Genomic DNA, 18,946 nt, shown 5'->3' on the forward strand with positions numbered 1-18,946 from the left:
AGCCCCTCAGTCCCATTCCAGGCCGCCGCGCCGCCATACGTACGCGTAGGCGACGAAGACGGTGAGCACGAAGAGCAGCATCTCCACGAGCCCGAAAACACCCAGGGCGTCGAAGGTGACGGCCCAGGGGTAGAGGAAGACGATCTCGATGTCGAAGACGATGAAGAGCATCGCCGTCAGGTAGTACTTGATCGGGAAACGCCCGCCGCCGGCCGGCGTGGGGGTCGGCTCGATTCCGCACTCGTAGGCTTCGAGCCTGGCGCGGTTGTACCGCTTCGGACCGATCAGCGTGGCCATGACCACGGAGAAGATCGCAAAGCCTGCCCCGAGGGCTCCCAGTACGAGGATGGGCGCATACGCGTTCACCGCTCCTCGCTCCTCTCAGTCGGCACTGACTGGTGGCGGTTCGACCGGGCCCACTCGCCTCTTGCGTCACACGAACCCCGCACGTCCCGGGCGAAGATCGCGAACATGTGAAGCAGGTCACAAGCCCAGCTGCCTCGCATCTTATGCCCGTCGCTCTGTGATCTGCGACACGGGGTATTACACAAGCTTTGTGATCTCCACCACCTGACGATCGATCATGAAGTCGGATGAGTGGTGATCTTCGCACCCGAAGCGTTCAGCTGATCACCAGAGGTGACATTTTCGACCGTCCGCGCAGGCGGGAGAGGGTCCGGAGTGGGCGTCTCTATATCAAGAGGGTTCCTCTGCATGCAAATTCGCGATGGACGGACCGCGCTGATAGTGGACCGCATTCACACATGAGAGGGAGGCACGGGAGGTGATGTGGACGCGTGCACACGTTCACGAACTCGGGCGAGCTCGACCCGCGCACGAGACGCACCCCTCCCGGTAACCGTTCCGTGACCTCCGCCACATCGATGAGAGACCCCTGAGAACCGGGCTTGGCCAATCATCTCAACCGATGGTAGGCGGGGGGCAATTCGGACGTTATGGCGAAAGAACGTGATCACAGGCGTGATCACATGCGCCCGCAATGTCCGTTACGGCGTCAATAAGGAATGACACGCACAGGATTCACAGCCCCGATTGAACAACTGTGGCGCAGCACACGTTTCTTGAAGATATGAAGGAGCCCCTGGTACCGGTTGTTCCCATGTCCCACACCGCTCACATACGCAGCCACCGGAAACCCCGCCGCAGCGCGACGACAAGCATCGCCGTGCGCGCCGGAGTTGCCAGTGGCGTCCTCGGCATGGCAGCGGCGGGCGCGGCCTCGGCGAGTGCCGCCGAACCCGTGACGCAGACGCTCGAACTGCCCACCCTGACGGCCGATGTGGCCACCCAGGTGGCTCAGTCCGCCGACGCCACTCAGCAGGCCGCCGCGAACTACGCGCTCCAGGCCGAGCGCGACGCGGCCGCCGCAAAGGCCGCCAAGCAGGCCAAGTCGGACCTCGCGGAGGCGAAGAAGAAGGCCGAGGCCAAGAAGAAGGCCGAGGAGGCCCGCAAGGAGGCCGCTGAGCGCGCCGCCTCGCGCAGCGCAGAGCGGACCACGCTCAGCGCCACCACCACGACCTCCAGCGCCTCCACGAGCACGTCCACGGCGACCGGTTCGGCCGCCGCCGTGGTCGCCTTCGTGAAGGCACAGATCGGCGACGCCTACGTCTCCGGCGGCACGGGCCCCAACTCGTGGGACTGCTCGGGTCTCGTCCAGGCCGCCTTCAAGTCGGTCGGCGTCAGCCTGCCGCGCGTCTCCCAGGACCAGTCGACGCAGGGCACCCAGGTCTCGCTGAGCAACCTCCAGCCCGGCGACATCCTCTACTGGGGCAGCGCCGGCAGCGCGTACCACGTGGCCGTGTACGTGGGCGACGGCATGTTCGTGGGCGCGCAGAACCCCTCCAGCGGCGTCGGGGAGCACCCGCTGGACTACGACCCGCCGACCGGCGCGGTGCGGGTGCTCTGACAACAAGGGCAACCCGAGACAACCCGAGGCAACTCGGGCATCGCACAAGCACGGTAGGGCCGCGGCCGCTCGGGGGCAGCGGCCCTTCCGGCACGCCCGCCCGGCGCCGGCCGCGTGCGGCCGCTTTACGACGGGCCGGCTCCGCGCGGAAGGTCACGGAGGCCGTGAACTCCTCCAAGGAGTCCCCAAGGGGCCGGTCTGCGTCAACGCCGCCCTCGAACCGGCCCAGCGTGCGCATCAGATGCACCTCGGTGTCGAACTCCGCCCAGCTGAAGTCCGAGAACAGCCACTCCTCGGCGTCCTCGGCCCGGATGTGGTCGTCGGCTACCGCGAGGGCATGGCGGACCAGCTCGGCGTCCTCGGCCTGGGCACCGGGCCAAGGCGTGCGCGTGCTGGTCGAGCCTCAGACCCCCGCGGCCTCGCCGGCCGGCCGTGTCGCGCCGAACTCGGCGGCGGCGAGGACAGAGTCCAGTCGGGCTCGCGTGGCGGCAAGGTCCCGCATGTGATCGTCGAGGCGGTCCCGCTCCGCGCGAAGCCGGGCGATCATCTCCGGGCCGGCGATACCGGTGTGCACGCACGGCAGGAACTCCACGATCGTCCGGCTGCTCAGCCCGGCAGCGTAGAGGAGCTGGATCCACCGCACTCGCTCGACCGTGTCCGGGGTGTAGAGGCGCTGCCCGCCTGTGCTGCGGCTCGACGCGATGAGCTGCTGCTGCTCGTAGTAGCGCAGCGCCCGCGTGCTCACTCCCGCAGCCGATGCCACCTCGCCGATTCGCATCCCGTCGCTCCCTCTGCTCCGCATGCCGCTGGGTCCCGGTTGCTGTCGGGCCGTCCCGGGGTTCGTCACCCGACTTGCCTTTGACGTTAACGTCAACTTTTACACTCCGGTAGCCGGCCAGCACCGGCGGAACCGACCATGACGGAGTAGGACCTCATGAGCACTGACGACACGACACCCGACGGCCTCATCCCCGCCGCCATCCTCGCCTCGGACACGCCGGTCGCGGTATATGGATACGCCCGGGCCAAGGCGGGCGGGGAGGGCCGGATGCTCGGCGAGATCCAGGCGATCATCGGCCTCACCCGCAAGGAGGACGGATGCGAGCAGTACGTGGTGCACACCACGCCGGACCAGCCGGGCGCCTTCGCCTTCTACGAGCGCTGGTCCTCCGGCGCCCACCTGCTGGCGCACGTTTCGCAGCCGTTCATGCAGACGTACTTCGCCGCCATCGCGGGCCTGGTCGAGGGGGAACTGGAGGCCCACTGGCTGCACCCCCTCTCCTGACCCACGGCACACGGCTGCCCCCGCGCCACGCGGGGCCGGCCGCATCCGGATCGCCGTCCGCGAGGGCGCGGCATGCGGGCAGAGGTATGGCTGCTGGCCGGTCCACGCTGCGGGCCGCCTGTCGGCAAAGGATCGTTTGACGACAGGCAGCCGACGCGTCCAATGAACCCCTGCAATCCGGGGGTTCGCGGCGGCGCGAATCCAAGCAGATCCAATGCTGATTGATGACAGGGTTTGACGACAGACAGGCAGCCGCCTCGCACCGGCCGTCACCCCTTAGCTGCAGTCACCCCGTAGAGGCCGTCACCCCTTGGCGCGGTCACGCCTTCGGGGCCACCTTGCTCAGGCCGTTGATGATGCGGTCCATCGCGTCGCCGCCGGTCGGGTCGGTGAGGTTCGCCAGGAGCTTCAGGGTGAACTTCATCAGCAGCGGGTGGGTCAGGCCGCGCTGGGCCGCGATCTGCATGACCTTCGGGTTGCCGATGAGCTTCACGAAGGCGCGGCCCAGCGTGTAGTAGCCGCCGTAGGTGTCCTTGAGGACCTGCGGGTAGCGCAGCAGGGCCGTCTCGCGCTGGCCGGGCGTGGCCCGCGCGTGCGCCTGGACGATGACGTCGGCGGCGATCTGGCCGGACTCCATGGCGTAGGCGATGCCCTCGCCGTTGAAGGGGTTCACCAGGCCGCCGGCGTCGCCGACGAGGAGCAGGCCGCGCGTGTAGTGGGGCTGGCGGTTGAAGGCCATGGGGAGGGCCGCGCCGCGGATCGGGCCGGTCATGTTCTCGGGGGTGTAGCCCCAGTCCGCGGGCATGGAGGCGCACCAGGCCTTGAGGACCTCACGCCAGTCCAGTTCCTTGAAGGAGTCGGAGGTGTTCAGGACACCCAGGCCGACGTTGGAGGTGCCGTCGCCCATGCCGAAGATCCAGCCGTAGCCGGGCAGCAGGCGGTCCTGGGGGCCGCGGCGGTCCCAGAGTTCCAGCCAGGACTCCAGGTAGTCGTCCTCGTGACGGGGGGAGGTGAAGTAGGTCCGGACGGCCACGCCCATCGGGCGGTCCTCGCGGCGGTGCAGGCCCATCGCCAGGGAGAGGCGGGTGGAGTTGCCGTCGGCGGCCACGACGAGCGGCGCGTGGAAGGTGACTTCCCGCTTCTCCTCACCGAGCTTGGCGTGCACACCGGTGATCCGTCCGGTGCGGTCGTCGATGATCGGGGCGCCGACGTTGCAGCGCTCGAAGAGGCGGGCACCCGCCTTCTGCGCCTGCCGGGCGAGCTGTTCGTCGAAGTCGTCGCGTTTGCGGACCAGGCCGTAGTCGGGGAAGGAGGCGAGATCCGGCCAGTCAAGCTGGAGGCGGGTGCCGCCGCCGACGATGCGCAGGCCCTTGTTGCGCAGCCAGCCGGCCTCCTCGGAGATGTCGACACCCATGGCGACCAGCTGCTTCACCGCGCGCGGGGTGAGTCCGTCGCCGCACACCTTCTCGCGCGGGAACTCGGTCTTCTCCAGCAGGAGCACGTCCAGACCGGATTTGGCGAGGTGGTAGGCCGTCGTGGAGCCGGCTGGCCCCGCGCCGACGACGATGACATCGGCGGTGTTTTCGGAGAGGGGCTCGGTCACGGCGGGGGCTCCCCAAGGCTCGAAATCTGCGTGCCGACCGGCACTGGACATGGGCAGTCTATTCAGCGGTACTGATCACCCGGCTGAAGGGCTGCCCCTGTGAACCGAGCTCTCCCCGCGGTACGGCTGCGTGTGCCCACGCACGAGGACGCGTTCGCCTGGTACCGGGTCTTCGACGACCCGGACGTCATGGAGTTCCACGGCGGCAGGTCCGCGGAGCTGTCGGCCTACGAGGAGCTCACCGCCCGGCAGCGCCGGCACGACGCGGAGTTCGGTTTCTGCCTGTGGACGATGGCCGACGAGTCCGGGCGGGTCATCGGCTTCACGGGCGCCCAGCCGTGGCCGCAGGACTGGGGGCCCAGGGGCGAGATCGAGATCGGCTGGCGGCTCGGCCGGGAGCACTGGGGCCAGGGGTACGCGACGGCGGCGGCGCTGACGACGCTGGAGCGGCTGCGGGCGGCGGGCGTGCCGAAGGTGGTGGCGATGGTGCGGCCCGGGAACGAGCGGTCGGTCGCGGTCGCCCGGCGCCTCGGGATGGAGCTCACGGAGACGTTCCCGCATCCGCGGCTCCAGGAGGACGCGCTCTGCTTCCGACTCGACCTGCAAGTTGGTAACACAGAGTAACGATCTGTTACAGAAAGACACTTGGCGCTTCCGGGTGCCAAGTGCCGGGGGTTACCCTTCCAGTACCGCTGGGGGTGACATCTGTGCATATAACACCCAAAACACCCGAAGTGCGCGTACCGCGGCTGGTCGGACTGATGGCCGTGGACGCGCGCGAGACCGCCCAGGCGCGGGGACTGTTCCTCAACGCGCCGGACCGGCCGGACTTCCATCTCGCCGTCGTCGACTACGTCGTACGCCAGTTCCCGCAGGCCGGTGCCGAGGTGCCGCGGGACTCGATGGTGTACGTGTGGTTCGACTTCGGTGAGGGCGAGGGCGGCGGAGGCGTGCGCGAGCCGCGCATCCCACGGCCACCGACGGGCGGGCTGCAACGGGAGCTGGACCAGCCCGGTGACACCTTCGAGGTGATCGGCGGGTGACGCCCGGGACGGGGCTCGGGCCTCCCGGAAGCGGGCTCAGGCCCCCTTGAAGCGGGCTCAGGCCTCCTTGAAGCCCCGGTGCAGGGCGACGACCCCGCCGGTGAGGTTGCGCCAGGCCACCTTCGACCAGGCCGCCTCGCGCAGCCGTCCGGCCAGCGCGGGCTGGTCGGGCCAGGCCCGGATGGACTCGGCGAGGTAGACGTAGGCGTCCGGATTGGAGGAGACCGTGCGGGCGACCGGCGGCAGCGCGCGCATCAGGTACTCGGTGTAGACGGTCCGGAAGGGCGCCCAGGTGGGGTGCGAGAACTCGCAGATCACTACCCGGCCGCCGGGCCGCGTCACCCGGTACATCTCCCGCAGGGCCGCGTCGGTGTCCTGGACGTTGCGCAGGCCGAAGGAGATCGTGACGGCGTCGAAGGTGTCGTCCCGGAAGGGCAGCCGGGTGGCGTCCCCGGCCGTGAAGGGCATCCAGGCGCTGCGCCGCTTGCCGACCTGGAGCATGCCGAGGGAGAAGTCGCAGGGCACGACGTAGGCGCCGGCCCGGACGAACGGCTGGGAGGAGGTGCCCGTGCCGGCCGCCAGGTCGAGGATCTTCTGCGCGGGCCGCGCGTCGACCGCCCGGGCGACCTCCTTCCGCCAGTGCCGGTCCTGGCCGAGCGACAGCACGTCGTTGGTCAGGTCGTACCGTTCCGCCACGTCGTCGAACATCGAGGCGACTTCGTGCGGCTGCTTGTTCAGGGAGGCGCGGGTCACCTCGCCATTCTTGCAGCCCGCCGTCACGGCAGAAGCCGGGGCTTCTTCTTCGCCGCCACGTCCTCCACCCAGCCGCACAGCAGGATGAACACCGCGATCAGGATCCAGCCGACGCCGAACATGAACCACTGGCTGTCCAGCGGGAGCCACTTCTCGAACGCGGGCACGTTCCACATCTGGTCGATCAACGGGACCGCCAGGATCAGCGCGATCTCGTGCCAGAGGTAGATCGTGACCGCGCGGGCGTTGAAGACGGTGACCGTGCGGTCCAGCCGACGGAAGCGGGTCAGCCAGGCGAAGTCGATCCTGAAGTACGCCTTCGCCCACATCAGCAGCAGCACGAACCCGGCCGACCAGAAGGCCTGCGCGAGGGGGTTCTCGTCCAGGTCGTAGGTGCCGAAGTCGGCCTGGTGCGAGAAGGCGTACCAGCCGCCGTACCCCAGCGCGGCGAGCGAGGCGACGACCACCAGGGCCGGCTTCATCCGCTGGAGCACGCCGTCGCGGTGTGCGAAGCCGAGGATCCAGCAGAAGAGGTACGTCGACAGGTCCCACAGGGCGCTGCCGAGCCGGTTGTCCGGGCCGGACCAGACGAAGTTCAGGATCAGGATCGGCACGAGGGAGAGGACGAGGACCGGGACGGGCGCCTTGCGGAAGATCCACAGCAGGGCCGGGGAGAGGAGGACGAACCAGAGGTACGTCCGCAGGTACCAGAGGATCTCCCAGGCCTGCTCGCCCCACGCGTTGCCCGGCGGGTCGCCGAGCGGCACGACCCAGTAGACGATCTGCCAGCCCGGCATCCAGTCGTGGACCAGCATCGCCAGCACGACGAAGAGGCCCCAGAACCAGAACGGCGGGAGGAGACGGCGCAGCCGGCTCTTGACCACCTTCAGCGCCGGACGCTCCAGGGACTTCGCCATCAGCGTGCCGGCCAGGCCGAACATGATGCCCATGGAGGGGAACACCAGGCCGCACCAGGCCCAGCCGAAGGTGTGGTAGGTGACGACACGGATCAGGGCGACCGCGCGGAGGGTGTCGAAGTAGCGGTCCCTGCCCGGGGGCCTGGGCTGCGGATCGGGAGCGGGTGCCGGTTCCTCGGCAGGAGACTCCGGCTTGGGATCGGGATCGGGCTCGGGCTCCGGTTCCACCGCCGGAAGCGGAGCGGTCTGCTCCGCCACCGGGGCGGGCCCGTACTCGACGTACTGCTGTTGCTGCGGATACGGCTGCTGCGCGTACTGCTGCTGACCGTACGGCGGCTGCTGACCGTATCCGCCGTGCTCGTAGCCGCCGTGGTCGTAGCCGTAGCCCTGCTGGTACGGGTTCTGCTGCTGGTCCCAGGTCATCAGCCGCTCACTCCCGCCGGGGTGCCTACCTCGCCGGTGCGCTTGAGTTTCTGCCAGCGCAGGCGGCCGCCGGTGAGGGCGGTGATGCAGGAGTGGATGAGGACGAGGTACATCATCTGACGGTAGGCCAGTTGTTGGAGCGGCATCATCAGGAGGTAGCGGTACCGCTCCTTGTCCAGCCGGAACGCGTAGGCCGCGCAGCCCAGCTGGATGCCGAGGACCGCCAGCCAGGCCAGCAGGGCCGCCTCGAAGTCGACGAAGATCATGGAGTAGACCGTGAAGACGTCGATGAGCGGGGCGAAGACGGGCGTGACGATCTGGAAGAGCACCACCAGCGGCATGCCGACCCGGCCGAAGCGGCCGGAGGGACCCTTGTCCGTCAGGGACTTGCGGTGCTTCCACAGGGCCTGCATGGTGCCGTACGACCAGCGGTATCGCTGGGACCACAGCTGCTTGAGCGAAGCGGGCGCCTCGGTCCAGGCCTTGGCGTGCTCCTGGTAGACGACCCGCCAGCCCGCGCGGTGCATGGCGATGGTGATGTCGGTGTCCTCGGCGAGGGTGTCCTCGCTCATCCCGCCGACCTCCAGCACCGCCTCGCGGCGGAACGCGCCGATCGCGCCGGGGATCGTCGGCATGCAGCGCAGCAGGTCGTACATGCGGCGGTCCAGGTTGAAGCCCATCACGTACTCGATGTGCTGCCAGGCACCGATGATCGTGTTGCGGTTGCCGACCTTGGCGTTGCCGGCGACCGCGCCGACCTCGGGGTCGGCGAAGGGCTGCACCAGGTGCCGTACCGTCTCGGGTTCGAAGACCGTGTCGCCGTCCATCATCACGACGATGTCGTAACTGGCGCTGCGGACGCCGTTGTTGAGGGCGGCCGGTTTGCCGGCGTTCTCCTGGCGGATGACCCGGACGTTGGCCATGCCGAGCTTGTCGGCGGCGGCGCGGGCGATCTCCGACGTGCCGTCCGTGGAACCGTCGTCGACGACGATGACCTCGATCGGATGCGTGCTCCGCGCCAGCGACTCCAGGGTGTTGGCGATGCACTCCTTCTCGTTGTACGCCGGGACGATCACGCTCACCGGTCCGGTGACCGTCGGCCCCCAGCTGAACCGGCGTTTGTTGCGCAGCCGGTAGTGGCGGCGGGCGATGAGCAGCATCATGCCGAAGCGGCCCATGACGGCGACGCCGACGACGAGGAGCAGGACCGACAGCACCGGCAGCGCCCATTCGGCGATCGCGACCGCCACGAGGAGCGCCTTGCCCTCGTAGAGGGTCATGCCGGTGGCGGTGCGGTGGGCCGCCTGGAGGCCGGTGGTGAGGGAGTTGCGGTTGCGGTTGGTGTTGCCGGTCCCGGTGCCAGTGCCGGTGCTGGTGCTGGTGTTCGGGGCGTTCTCGCCGTTCGGGGCGGTTCCACCGGGCAGGGTGCCGGTGCCGTTTCCGGCGGCGTTTGCGCTGCCGGTTCCGCTGCCGGTTCCGCTGCTGGAGCCCGTTCCGGTGCCGGTGAGGGTGCCGGCCTCGGCGACTCCGGTGGCGGACGTGCCCCCGGTACCTCCGGCGCCTCCGGCCGTGGTGGCGGACTGCCCGTTGCCCGTGCCCTGCTTCTGGATGACACCGCTGATGGTGGTGAAGGTGTAGCCCTTCGCCTTCATCTTCTTGATGTACTGCGGCAGCGCCTTGATGGTCTGCGAGCGCTCGCCGCCGGCGTCGTGGAAGAGCACCGAGGCGCCCTTGTTCTTCTTCGGCGTGGCCCAGTTGATGATCTTGGAGACGCCCGGCTTCTTCCAGTCGTCGCTGTCGGTGTCGACGAAGACGCTGGTGTAGCCCTCCTTGCCGAGCTTCTGGTAGACGGGCCAGCTGTAGTTGTCGATGGCGTCCGTCTCCGAGGAGTACGGCGCGCGGAACAGGGTCGTCGTGATCCCGGCCGCGCCCGCGAGCGCGAGCTGGGTCTGCTGCATCTCGCGGTTGATCCGGGCGTCGCTCTGGTACGACAGGTCGACGTGCGTGAAGGTGTGGATGCCCACCTCGTTGCCCTGCTCGACCATGGTCTTCACGATGCTCGGGTAGCGCGACACCATCGAACCGACCAGGAAGAACGTGGCCGGGATGTCGTACTGGTCGAGGATCTTGAGGACCTGCGGGGTGTAGGTCGGGTTCGGGCCGTCGTCGAAAGTGAGCGCGATGGTCTTGGAGGGGACCGAGATCGTGGTCGCCTGGCCGCCCCGGAAGGTGAGGATCGGGCCGCCGTCGAGGACCTTGTCCGGCACTTTGCTGGAGCTGGCGCCGGTGCGGACCCGCTGGTCGCCGCCGACCTCTGCGCGCAGATAGCCGTCGAGCAGCATCACGCAGGTCAGCGCCAGCAGGAGCAGCAGGGCGAGGATGACACGTGGTTTCTGCAGCGCCGCGGCCCGGCCGGCCGCCCGCTCGATGCGGGAGGGGGCGCGCCTGCGGCCGCGCGAGGAGGTCGGTGTAGTCATGGGAAAGGGGCCTGCGTTCCGGTCAGTTGGCGGTGGCGGAGGCGGACACGGATGCGGATGCCGACGGGGTGGCGGCCGTCGAGGGCGGCCCCGACGGGCGGCCGCTGGGCAGGCCGGCCTGACGGCCGATGCCGCCCTGCGGGCGCTCGCCGCCGGGGGCGTTGCCCGCGCGTGCGAAGTCGGGGATCAGCGAGTCCGGGGTGAGCGAGGTGCCCCAGCCCATGAAGGCGGCGCCGAGCACGCCCGTGTAGGCGAGGCAGACAACGCCGAGGAGAAGGCCGACGCGGCGCAGCAGCTTGGACCGGCGTCCCGAGGAGTCGACGAACACGGGCCCCTCGGCAGACCCGTTGCCTTGTTTGCGGCGGCGACCGCGCCCGGCGGTGCGGCTTTCGATGGCAGGCTCGGATTGCATATCCCGAGATATTAGGGAGCCTTTATGTGATCGCCTTCAGAGTTCTTGTGAGGCGCCCATGAGAAACGCCTTAACCTGTCTTTTCGCTGTGAGATTCTGTGAACACCTGCGGAGACCACCCCGGAGAGGAAACCTACTCAACACCCCTTTTGCGGCGCGCCATTCACCCGATTCACACCCTTCATTCCATGAGTTTTCTATGTATCGACCGAACGGTTGAACACCATGTACGTGTGAGACGTTTTCCTTTCGAATCAGGGTTTGTTTCGACCCTGAGACACAAATCACGAGAGCGGGTGCATCTTAATGCGGGGTTTCCTGAGGCCGGCCGCTGGGCTTACCTGCCTGTTTGCCATGGCAGTGACGGGGTGCTCAGCGGGCTCCGACGGCACGTCGGACGCGGCGCCCGCACCGTCGAAGCGGGATTCGGCCTCGCCGAGCGCGACCGCCGAGTCCGGCACATCAGACTCATCCGATACATCCAATACATCCGATACATCGAGTACGTCCTACGCTCCTTACGTCAGCGCGACGGAGGCCTCCGGCACGGACGACGCGGGCTCGCCGTCGACGTACAACCTGGCCTTCGTGATCTCCGGCGGCAGCAGTTGCACGCCGAAGTGGAACGGGACGACCGCGATCGGCAGTTCGCCCGTGAAGTCCCGTATCTCCGAGCTGAAGCAGGACGGCGCGTCGGTCCGGGTGTCCTTCGGCGGGGCCTCGGGCAAGGAGCTCGCGACGACCTGCTCCAGCGCGTCGAAGCTCGCCGCGGCCTACGGCGCCGCGCTGGACGCCGCGGGTTCCACCCAGGCCGACTTCGACATCGAGGGCGACACGCTGACCGACTCCGACTCGGTCGCCCTGCGGTCGCAGGCGATCGCACAGCTCCAGAAGGAACGGCCCGACCTGGAGGTCACCTTCACCCTGCCCGTGATGCCGTCGGGGCTCGACTCCGACGGCATCGCGCTGCTGGAGTCCGCGAACAAGTACGACGTGCAGGTCTCGACGGTCGACATCATGACGATGAACTACGGCGAGTCGTACGACGGGGACATGGGCGACTACGCGGTCACCTCGGCGAAGGCCACGCACACGCAGCTGAAGAAGGTGTTCGGGCTGTCCGACGCGGGGGCGTGGGGCGGGATGGCGCTGACCTCGATGATCGGGGTGAACGACGTGGCCGGGGAGACACTCACGTTGTCGGACGCCGCCGACGTGCGGAGTTTCGCGGAGGAGAACGGGATCGCCTGGGTCTCGATGTGGTCGACGTTCCGGGACCAGCAGTGCGAGAGCGGGAGTTCGGGGGACGACGACGCCGCGACCAACTGCAGTGGTGTCAGTCAGAGTTCGGGGGCGTTCGCGAAGGCGTTCGCGGGGTGAGTGGCGTCTGCGTGCCGGTGGGACGAGGGGCGCGCCCACGCGGCGGAGCGCCTACTGACACACCCCCGCGCCCCCACGGGACGCCGCTACTTCCGTCTGTGGACAAGCCGCCCCGCGCAGACGGTGGCGATGCACGCCTCCGTCTCGTCGAACACGGCCAGGTCGGCTCTGGCTGTCTCGACGAGCCGGGCGGGGTGCGGTGCGGAGACCACCAAGACGTCGTTGCGTGCCGCCGCCGCCCGGAGTCCGGGTGAGTCGGCGTACGCCTCCAGGACCACCACCGCTCCCAGCTTCAGCACGGCGTGCACGCGCTCGCGCGGGCTCGGGGCGTCCGGAAGGGGGCCGTCGTGGAGCCGGGCGGGGCCCAGGGACCCCGGCCACCGGCGTACCCGCGCCTGCGGGAACCGTTCACGCAGCTCCTCGTACGTCCCCACGGCACCGATCCGGTCCTGTACGACCACCACGGCGCCGTTCTCGACCGGCTCGCAGTCCCAGGCGACGAAGACCCGGCCCGCCGTGTGAATCGTCTCCACGGCCCGGTCAGTTGGAGGTGAGGAGCTTCAACTCCGGGTGCGCCGTGCCGCCCTCGATCGCCGTCGACGAGATGTGCGACATCACCCGCTCGTCCACGGGGTCGTTCGCCGGGTCGTCGTGGACGACCAGGTGCTCGTACGTCGTCGCGCGCTGTGCCGGGACCCGGCCCGCCTTGCGGATCAGGTCGATGATCTCCAGACGGTTGGAGCGGTGCTTGGCACCGGCCGACGAGACGACGTTCTCCTCCAGCATGATCGAGCCGAGGTCGTCGGCGCCGTAGTGGAGCGAGAGCTGGCCGACCTCCTTGCCGGTCGTCAGCCAGGAGCCCTGGATGTGGGCGACGTTGTCGAGGAAGATCCGGGCGATCGCGATCATCCGCAGGTACTCGAAGAGGGTCGCCTGCGTGCGGCCCTTCAGGTGGTTGTTCTCGGGCTGGTAGGTGTACGGGATGAAGGCGCGGAAGCCGCCCGTGCGGTCCTGGACGTCCCGGATCATCCGCAGGTGCTCGATGCGCTCGGCGTTGGTCTCGCCGGTGCCCATGAGCATCGTGGACGTGGACTCCACGCCCAGCTGGTGCGCCGCCTCCATGATCTCCAGCCAGCGCTCGCCGCTCTCCTTGAGGGGTGCGATGGCCTTGCGGGGGCGCGCGGGGAGGAGTTCCGCGCCGGCGCCCGCGAAGGAGTCGAGGCCGGCCTCGTGGATGCGGGTGATGGCCTCTTCGACCGAGACGCCGGAGATCCGGGCCATGTGCTCGACCTCGGACGCCCCCAGGCTGTGGATCACCAGCTGCGGGAACGCGTCCTTGATCGCCTTGAAGTTCTGCTCGTAGTACTCGACGCCGAAGTCGGGGTGGTGGCCGCCCTGGAACATGATCTGGGTGCCGCCCAGCTCGATCGTCTCCGCGCATCGGCGCAGGATGTCGTCGAGGTCGCGGGTCCAGCCCTTGGCCGTGTCCTTGGGGGCCGCGTAGAAGGCGCAGAACTTGCACGCCGTGACGCACACGTTCGTGTAGTTGATGTTCCGCTCGATGATGTACGTCGCGATGTGCTCGGTACCCGCGTACCTGCGGCGGCGTACGGCGTCGGCGGCGGCGCCCAGCGCGTGCAGGGGCGCGTCGCGGTAGAGGTCGAGCGCCTCTTCCGGGGTGATCCGCCCACCGGCGGCGGCACGGTCGAGGACAGACTGGAGGTCGGCCTTCTCGGTCACCAGGAGGTCCCTTTCGTCAAGGGTTGTGGACGGACCCGGCCAGCCTACGCCAGGCCTCCGGGCGGCCCGACCTCAGGCCGTGTACGCGCCGACCAGCAGCCCCGCGAAGGCGCCGGCGATCAGGAACGGTCCGAACGCGATCGCCGTCTTGCGCCCCGCCCGCCGAACGACGACGAGCGCACCGCCGTACAGCGCGCCGAACAGGAAGCCCGCGAAGGTGCCGAGCAGCACGGTGGGCCAGCCGTACCAGCCGAGGACGGCGCCCATGCCGAGCGCGAGCTTCACGTCGCCGAAGCCCATGCCGCCCGGGTTGATGAGGAAGAGAACGAAGTAGGCGCCGCCGAGCGCGAGGGCCGCGTAGAGGGCGGTCGGCCAGTCGCCGGCGTGCTCGGGGAGCAGCGCGGCCCCACCGAGGAGGGCGAGCGCCGCGGCCGCGAGGGGGAGCGTGAGGGGGTCCGGGAGGCGCTGCACCCGGAAGTCGACGACCGCGAGCAGCACGCCCACCGGCGCGAGCACCAGCCAGACGGCCAGCTCGGGACGGGTACCGGTGACGAGCGCCAGGGCTACGCAGACCAGCGCGGTGGCGACGGCGAGGGGGGTGGTGCGGGGGCCGTAGACAGCGCGCGGGCGAGAGGAGGGCGTGCACTGCTGGCCGGGCGCGGGCGGAGTGGGGTGGGCGCCGGGCGCGCGGCCATCGCTGGGCGCGGGCTGGATGGGGTGGGCGCCGAGCGCGGACCCGTCGTCGGGCACGGGCGCGGACCCGCCGCCGGGCGCCGGCTCCGTGGGGTGCGCGCCGGGCGCGCCGCCGTCGGCATGTGCGGGCGTGGAGCTGTTGGTGAGCGCCGGCGCGGTGGGGTGGGCGCCGGGCGCGGGGCTGTCTTCGGGCGCCGGTGTGGGGCGGTTGTCGGGCGTCGGCGTGGGGTTGGGGGCGTGCGCCGGTGTGAGCGGGGAGGTCTGCGCCCCCTCGGGTGTCGTGCACTCCGTGCAGCGCGCGCGGCCCAGCCAGCCCCTGAGTGGGTGGCCCGCGGGGCAGGTGGTGCGCCACTGCTCCCCCGCCGGTGCCGAGAAGCGGTACGCGGCGCGGGGCAGCAGGGTGCCGGCCGCCGCGCCCCAGAGGGCGGCGGCGGCCGGGAGGGCGAGGTCCAGGGCGGTCATCCGGTCGCGGCGGCGCCCTCGCGCCAGGTCGGCAGGAGTTCGTCGAGGAGAGCCTCGGTGCGCGGGGGCAGGCCGCGCGCCCCGCTGCGGGTGACGAGGTCGGCGGCGAGGGCGCGGACGCGGTCCGGGTCGCCGGTGGCGTGGGTGGCGCGCAGCAGCTCGTTCCAGAGGCGCTCGTCGGTCGCGGCGGTCCTCAGCGCCGCGCCGAGCGCCTCGATCGCCTTCTCCGCGCGGTCCTTCTCCAGGTGGAACGCGGACAGGGCGAGGCCGATGTCGGCGACCAGCAGCGGGAGCTGGGCGTCGATGATCTCGTGGGTGAGCCAGCGGTACCGGCCCTCCGCGCGATCGGCGAGCAACGGGCCGCGCACCAGCACGAGGGCGTCGGTGAGGAGGCGGCCGCGGACCGCGCGGCTGTCGACGCCCTTGCCCTGGGTGGCCTCGTAGTAGAGGGAGCGCAGCACGTCCAGGTCGGAGACCACCGACTTGGCGAGCATGAGACGGCCGGTGGCGTCGGCGCGCAGCCGCGGGCTGCCGTCCGGGTCGGTGCCCAGCCAGGCCCGCAGCCGCTCGAGGAGCGCGTCGCGGACGTCCTCCGTCACCCCGCGCGGCCACAGCGCGGACGACAGCACGCGCGGGTGCACACCTTCGCGGTGCAGCAGGAGAAGCGCCAAGGCCTCGTGGAGGAGCGCGCTGCGGTCCCCGTCCGGGGTGTCGAGGCCCATGATCTCGTACGGTCCCACCAGCCGCGCGTACACCGCGGGCCGCCCCTGCTCGCTGATGTCGACGAGGAACGGCGGGGCGTTGGTCGGTCCGTCCGGGTCGTGCTCGGGGTCGGCCTCGACGAACAGTTCGACGACCGCGCGCTGCTGCACGGCGGGCAGCAGCTGGGCTTCCAGTTCGAGGCCGAGGAGCGGGGCGAGGAGCTTGCCGTCCGGGGTGATCTCCATCGCCCAGGAGGCGCCCGGCAGGTCGGCGCTCTCGGTGCCGACCAGGTAGCCGATGCCCAGCCGGGCGGCGTCGGCGGCGAGTTCGGCGAGCCGTACCGCGTCCTCGGCGGACGGCTGGGTGGCGAGCAGCACCAGGTTCGGCGCCCAGCGGGTGTGCTGGGCCGGGCCGGTGCGGCCGGTGAGGACCGAGTGGTGGTCGGCGGCGCCCAGCGCGCCGCGCCGCTGCCGGGTCTCCGCCTCCATCGTCTCGAACAGCGCCTCCACGTCGTCGAGATGGCGCAGCCGGTTGGGGGCGAGCGGAGTGAGGTCGGCGCCGAAGCCGACGAGGGTGATGGTCATGCGGTCCGACCAGCCGTTGGTGGCGAGTTCGGCGGCGACCGAGGCGAACACGGCGTCCCGGTCGGCCTCCCGGCCGCTCAGCGAGACGATGCCGGGCACGGCCTCCAGGTTGAGCAGCAGCCGCGAGTCGTCCATGGTGCCGAGGCTGACCAGGCCGGGGTACGGCGCCGCGGCGTCGGTGTCCTCGTAGCGCTCGGCGTCCGCGCGGGACAGCGTCCAGAACGTCTGGTCCTGGCCGAGCTGCCAGGGGGCGGGGGGCTTGCCCGCGGGCTGGGCGAGTTGCAGATGCAGGTCGCCGTGGCTGAGCCAGGCCGCGTAGACCACCGGCAGCGAACGGGATTCGGCGGTGAGGGCGGCGGCGAGTCCGCGCAGGGACCGGTCGAGCAGTCGTACGCCTTCCGGGTCCGCGCCGACCAGGAGCGCGTCCTGCACGTCCTGGGCGTCGCCGGTCGGGGTCGGCGGCTCCATGCCGCGCCGGCCGCCGAGGGCGCCGAGCGCCGACTGCCACAGGGCCTGCCGGCGCCGGCGGCCGAGGGCGGCGAGCAGCCCGGCGGCGAGGAGGGGAGCGCCGAGCAGCGCCTCGGACAGCCCGAAGGCAGCCCCGAAGACCGATCCGGAGGCCGACCCGGAGGCCGATCCGGAGGAGGAGTGGCCGGAGGCGTCGTGCGCCTGGGCGGGCGTGCCCGCGTCGCCTGCCTGGCGCTGGCTGGGCACCGAGATCTGCGCGGTGGCCCCGTCCTCGCCCGCGTGCTGCCCGCCCTGCTGGTGCTGGTGCTGCTGGGCGTGGTCGCCGGTCCTGGCGTAGTCGCCGATCTGCCGCTGGACGTCCGGCGAGACATGCGCGTCGGGGTTCTCGACGAGTTCGCCGCCGTGGGCGTCGCCGGGCATCTCCATGATCCAGCCGGGCCGGATGAGGCTGGCCTCGGAGAGCCGGGAGCCGTCGGGCTGGACGCGGTCCTTGTTGAGCTCGTAGATCTCCTTGTACCGGCGGCCGTCGCCGAGGTGGCGCTGCGCTATCTCCCAGAGGGAGTCGTGGTGGCGGCCCTCGGGCGGCTGGATCCGGTAGTACTTCGTCGCGCCGTGCGCGGCGGTGGTGGAGCCGTGCTCGGCCTGGGCCTGGGCGGCGGCATGGCCGGCCTGCTCGGCGAGGGCGGCGGCGGTGCTCTTGGCCTGCTCCTGCTGCTGGGCGAGGAGACCGGGGGTCGCCTGGGCGGCGGCCACCGTGCCCTTCTGGTTGCCCTCCATGCTGTGTCCGAGCTGCGACAGGCCCGGGGTGAGGCTGGCGGCGGTGGCGCCGACCAGCAGCAGGGCCGCGACCAGCTGCCGGGCGAGCAGCTGGCTGGGGCCGGCGCCGGGGACCCGGCTGGGCAGGCCGACGCCGGAGACGGCGGCCTTGACCTCCACCAGCACGCAGGCCGTGAACTGGGCCCAGGCCAGCCACACGATGACCGTCAGGATGTTCACGAACGTATCGACGCCGATCGGCTGCGACAGCCAGTCCATCGTCGGCGCGCTGTGCGGCAGGGGCCAGCCGGCCATGGCGAGGGCGCCGGGGACGCCGACGACGAGCGCGAGCAGCGCCACGAAAGCGAGGAACGCCTTGACGAAGTCCCCGAACGTACGCCGTCGCACCCGCACCGGCTGCGGGGTCCGGTTCCGCGGACCCGACGGGTTCCCCGTCGGTCTTCCCGTCGAGCTTGATGTGCTGCGTCGCGCCATGGCGGGTGTCCTGGGGTCGTGAGTGGACGGAGTGGGCCGGGGGCGCATCGAGCCTATCGAGGTCCCCTTGACGATCCTATTGACTGGCACCGACAGCGTCGAAGGGAAGAGCGGCGAACGGCGGCCCGTTTCCTCCGCTTTCATCAAGCGGGGCCCCATTGGCCGGAGTTACCGCCACCCGGTGCGCACACCGCCTCTCCACACGCCCCACACAACCCCCCACCAGCACCCGAGGGACTGTCATACCCCCCTGATAGCTTCGTTCCCAGCTGCACACACGTCGAACTCCGGGGGAGACTCAACCGTGGCCGGCCGCACCCGTCGCGGTCCTGCCGGGAGCCACGCCCACCGTCGCGATCGGAGACGGGGGCGCCGGCCGCGAGCTCCCCGACGGCACCTTCGGCACCACGCAGGAGATCACCGCCCAGGAGATCACCGTCCAGGAGATCCAGTCCGTCAACCGCTGACCCTCAGGGAGGACAGCAGGAAGCGGGTGAGGGCGGACGTGGCGAAGCTGATCGCCGCCACGCCCTCCTCCGCGCGGAGTTCGACGACCGTGCGGGCAGGGCCGTGCGGGCGGACATGCACGTTGCCCACGGCGGCCGGCCCCGCCAGGCCCTCCTCCAGCAGGGCGCGGGCGAAGGTCCAGGTGACCTCCTCGCCGTCCAGGGAGATCCACGGCGGGAAGACGAAGTGCACGGCCTGCGGATCGGCCGAGGTGTAGCGGAGGGTCGCGGGGACCGCCACCTCCTGCTCGTCCGCGGTGAGCAGGCGGGCGCCGGTGGGCTGTTCGAGCGTGATGGGCACGGGCTTCTCCGGGTGCGAT

Annotated in this window: 17 protein-coding genes; 5 read left to right on the forward strand and 12 right to left on the reverse strand. The window is 70.5% G+C overall.

Going from position 1 to position 18,946, the window contains the following annotated elements; all coding sequences use genetic code 11:
* Positions 1 to 6 precede the first annotated feature (6 nt).
* Entirely contained in the window at positions 7 to 366 is a 360-nt protein-coding gene (locus ACZ5K7_RS32100; RefSeq protein WP_086791863.1) for an NADH-quinone oxidoreductase subunit A, read from the reverse strand.
* A gap of 754 nt (positions 367 to 1,120) precedes the next feature.
* On the opposite strand from ACZ5K7_RS32100, the gene ACZ5K7_RS32105 reads away from it, so the two are divergent.
* Entirely contained in the window at positions 1,121 to 1,927 is an 807-nt protein-coding gene (locus ACZ5K7_RS32105) for a C40 family peptidase (protein ID WP_351694019.1), read from the forward strand.
* Positions 1,928 to 2,330: 403 nt separating this feature from the next.
* Here the strand turns inward: ACZ5K7_RS32105 and ACZ5K7_RS32110 are convergent, their stop codons facing one another.
* Positions 2,331 to 2,705, reverse strand: coding sequence for a MerR family transcriptional regulator (locus tag ACZ5K7_RS32110; RefSeq protein WP_214964288.1), 375 nt, complete (start codon positions 2,703 to 2,705; stop codon positions 2,331 to 2,333).
* A 156-nt stretch (positions 2,706 to 2,861) separates the two neighbouring features.
* Between ACZ5K7_RS32110 and ACZ5K7_RS32115 the strand changes: the two genes are divergently transcribed.
* Positions 2,862 to 3,212: a putative quinol monooxygenase gene (locus tag ACZ5K7_RS32115; RefSeq protein ID WP_055612311.1), complete on the forward strand. Its 351-nt coding sequence runs from the start codon at positions 2,862 to 2,864 to the stop codon at positions 3,210 to 3,212.
* Between the two features lie 319 nt (positions 3,213 to 3,531).
* On the opposite strand, the gene ACZ5K7_RS32120 is transcribed toward ACZ5K7_RS32115, so the two are convergent.
* Entirely contained in the window at positions 3,532 to 4,866 is a 1,335-nt protein-coding gene (locus ACZ5K7_RS32120; RefSeq protein ID WP_382528174.1) for a geranylgeranyl reductase family protein, read from the reverse strand.
* Positions 4,867 to 4,914: 48 nt separating this feature from the next.
* On the opposite strand from ACZ5K7_RS32120, the gene ACZ5K7_RS32125 reads away from it, so the two are divergent.
* Positions 4,915 to 5,439 (forward strand): GNAT family N-acetyltransferase, encoded by a 525-nt coding sequence (locus ACZ5K7_RS32125; protein ID WP_351694027.1) that lies wholly within the window; start codon positions 4,915 to 4,917, stop codon positions 5,437 to 5,439.
* Positions 5,440 to 5,549: 110 nt separating this feature from the next.
* The gene (locus tag ACZ5K7_RS32130; protein ID WP_351694030.1) at positions 5,550 to 5,858 is read left to right on the forward strand and encodes a PASTA domain-containing protein; all 309 of its coding nucleotides are present in this window, start codon (positions 5,550 to 5,552) and stop codon (positions 5,856 to 5,858) included.
* A 57-nt stretch (positions 5,859 to 5,915) separates the two neighbouring features.
* On the opposite strand, the gene ACZ5K7_RS32135 is transcribed toward ACZ5K7_RS32130, so the two are convergent.
* The 4 genes from ACZ5K7_RS32135 to ACZ5K7_RS32150 are packed head-to-tail and all read right to left on the reverse strand — an operon-like array spanning position 5,916 to position 10,840.
* On the reverse strand, positions 5,916 to 6,611 hold the full coding sequence (locus ACZ5K7_RS32135) for a demethylmenaquinone methyltransferase (RefSeq protein WP_468918714.1): 696 nt from the start codon (positions 6,609 to 6,611) through the stop codon (positions 5,916 to 5,918).
* A gap of 23 nt (positions 6,612 to 6,634) precedes the next feature.
* The gene (locus ACZ5K7_RS32140; RefSeq protein ID WP_468918717.1) at positions 6,635 to 7,951 is read right to left on the reverse strand and encodes an acyltransferase family protein; all 1,317 of its coding nucleotides are present in this window, start codon (positions 7,949 to 7,951) and stop codon (positions 6,635 to 6,637) included.
* Positions 7,951 to 10,428, reverse strand: coding sequence for a bifunctional polysaccharide deacetylase/glycosyltransferase family 2 protein (locus ACZ5K7_RS32145; RefSeq protein WP_468918719.1), 2,478 nt, complete (start codon positions 10,426 to 10,428; stop codon positions 7,951 to 7,953). The genes ACZ5K7_RS32140 and ACZ5K7_RS32145 overlap by 1 nt, the downstream gene beginning before the upstream one ends.
* A 22-nt stretch (positions 10,429 to 10,450) precedes the next feature.
* Positions 10,451 to 10,840 carry a hypothetical protein gene (locus ACZ5K7_RS32150; protein ID WP_468918722.1) on the reverse strand — a complete coding sequence of 130 codons (390 nt, stop codon included), beginning with the start codon at positions 10,838 to 10,840 and terminating at the stop codon, positions 10,451 to 10,453.
* A gap of 306 nt (positions 10,841 to 11,146) precedes the next feature.
* Here ACZ5K7_RS32150 and ACZ5K7_RS32155 point away from each other — a divergent pair, with 306 nt between their 5' ends.
* Positions 11,147 to 12,220: a chitinase gene (locus ACZ5K7_RS32155; protein ID WP_468918724.1), complete on the forward strand. Its 1,074-nt coding sequence runs from the start codon at positions 11,147 to 11,149 to the stop codon at positions 12,218 to 12,220.
* Positions 12,221 to 12,306: 86 nt separating this feature from the next.
* Here the strand turns inward: ACZ5K7_RS32155 and ACZ5K7_RS32160 are convergent, their stop codons facing one another.
* The 5 genes from ACZ5K7_RS32160 to ACZ5K7_RS32180 all read right to left on the reverse strand — a co-directional run bounded on the left by ACZ5K7_RS32160 (position 12,307) and on the right by ACZ5K7_RS32180 (position 18,927).
* On the reverse strand, positions 12,307 to 12,753 hold the full coding sequence (locus tag ACZ5K7_RS32160) for an imidazolonepropionase-like domain-containing protein (RefSeq protein WP_468918727.1): 447 nt from the start codon (positions 12,751 to 12,753) through the stop codon (positions 12,307 to 12,309).
* Positions 12,754 to 12,760: 7 nt separating this feature from the next.
* The gene (gene mqnC, locus ACZ5K7_RS32165) at positions 12,761 to 13,960 is read right to left on the reverse strand and encodes a cyclic dehypoxanthinyl futalosine synthase (RefSeq protein ID WP_351694053.1); all 1,200 of its coding nucleotides are present in this window, start codon (positions 13,958 to 13,960) and stop codon (positions 12,761 to 12,763) included.
* 72 nt (positions 13,961 to 14,032) lie between these two features.
* Complete coding sequence (locus ACZ5K7_RS32170) at positions 14,033 to 15,115, reverse strand: prepilin peptidase (RefSeq protein WP_468918730.1); 1,083 nt, start codon at positions 15,113 to 15,115, stop codon at positions 14,033 to 14,035.
* Positions 15,112 to 18,120 carry a hypothetical protein gene (locus ACZ5K7_RS32175; protein WP_468918733.1) on the reverse strand — a complete coding sequence of 1,003 codons (3,009 nt, stop codon included), beginning with the start codon at positions 18,118 to 18,120 and terminating at the stop codon, positions 15,112 to 15,114. The genes ACZ5K7_RS32170 and ACZ5K7_RS32175 overlap by 4 nt, the downstream gene beginning before the upstream one ends.
* Positions 18,121 to 18,576: 456 nt before the next feature.
* Complete coding sequence (locus ACZ5K7_RS32180) at positions 18,577 to 18,927, reverse strand: SsgA family sporulation/cell division regulator (RefSeq protein ID WP_382528137.1); 351 nt, start codon at positions 18,925 to 18,927, stop codon at positions 18,577 to 18,579.
* Positions 18,928 to 18,946 lie beyond the last annotated feature (19 nt).

The organism is Streptomyces sp. NPDC031497, from assembly GCF_055580905.1.

Excerpts from the sequence above, each read along its gene's own strand:
- ACZ5K7_RS32105 (WP_351694019.1), top strand. The coding sequence starts at position 1,121 with ATGTCCCACACCGCTCACATACGCAGCCACCGGAAACCCCGCCGCAGC.
- ACZ5K7_RS32155 (WP_468918724.1), top strand. The coding sequence starts at position 11,147 with ATGCGGGGTTTCCTGAGGCCGGCCGCTGGGCTTACCTGCCTGTTTGCC.
- ACZ5K7_RS32110 (WP_214964288.1), bottom strand. The coding sequence starts at position 2,705 with ATGCGAATCGGCGAGGTGGCATCGGCTGCGGGAGTGAGCACGCGGGCG.
- ACZ5K7_RS32120 (WP_382528174.1), bottom strand. The coding sequence starts at position 4,866 with ATGTCCAGTGCCGGTCGGCACGCAGATTTCGAGCCTTGGGGAGCCCCC.
- ACZ5K7_RS32145 (WP_468918719.1), bottom strand. The coding sequence starts at position 10,428 with ATGACTACACCGACCTCCTCGCGCGGCCGCAGGCGCGCCCCCTCCCGC.
- ACZ5K7_RS32115 (WP_055612311.1), top strand. The coding sequence starts at position 2,862 with ATGAGCACTGACGACACGACACCCGACGGCCTCATCCCCGCCGCCATC.
- ACZ5K7_RS32170 (WP_468918730.1), bottom strand. The coding sequence starts at position 15,115 with ATGACCGCCCTGGACCTCGCCCTCCCGGCCGCCGCCGCCCTCTGGGGC.
- ACZ5K7_RS32175 (WP_468918733.1), bottom strand. The coding sequence starts at position 18,120 with ATGGCGCGACGCAGCACATCAAGCTCGACGGGAAGACCGACGGGGAAC.
- ACZ5K7_RS32140 (WP_468918717.1), bottom strand. The coding sequence starts at position 7,951 with ATGACCTGGGACCAGCAGCAGAACCCGTACCAGCAGGGCTACGGCTAC.
- ACZ5K7_RS32150 (WP_468918722.1), bottom strand. The coding sequence starts at position 10,840 with ATGCAATCCGAGCCTGCCATCGAAAGCCGCACCGCCGGGCGCGGTCGC.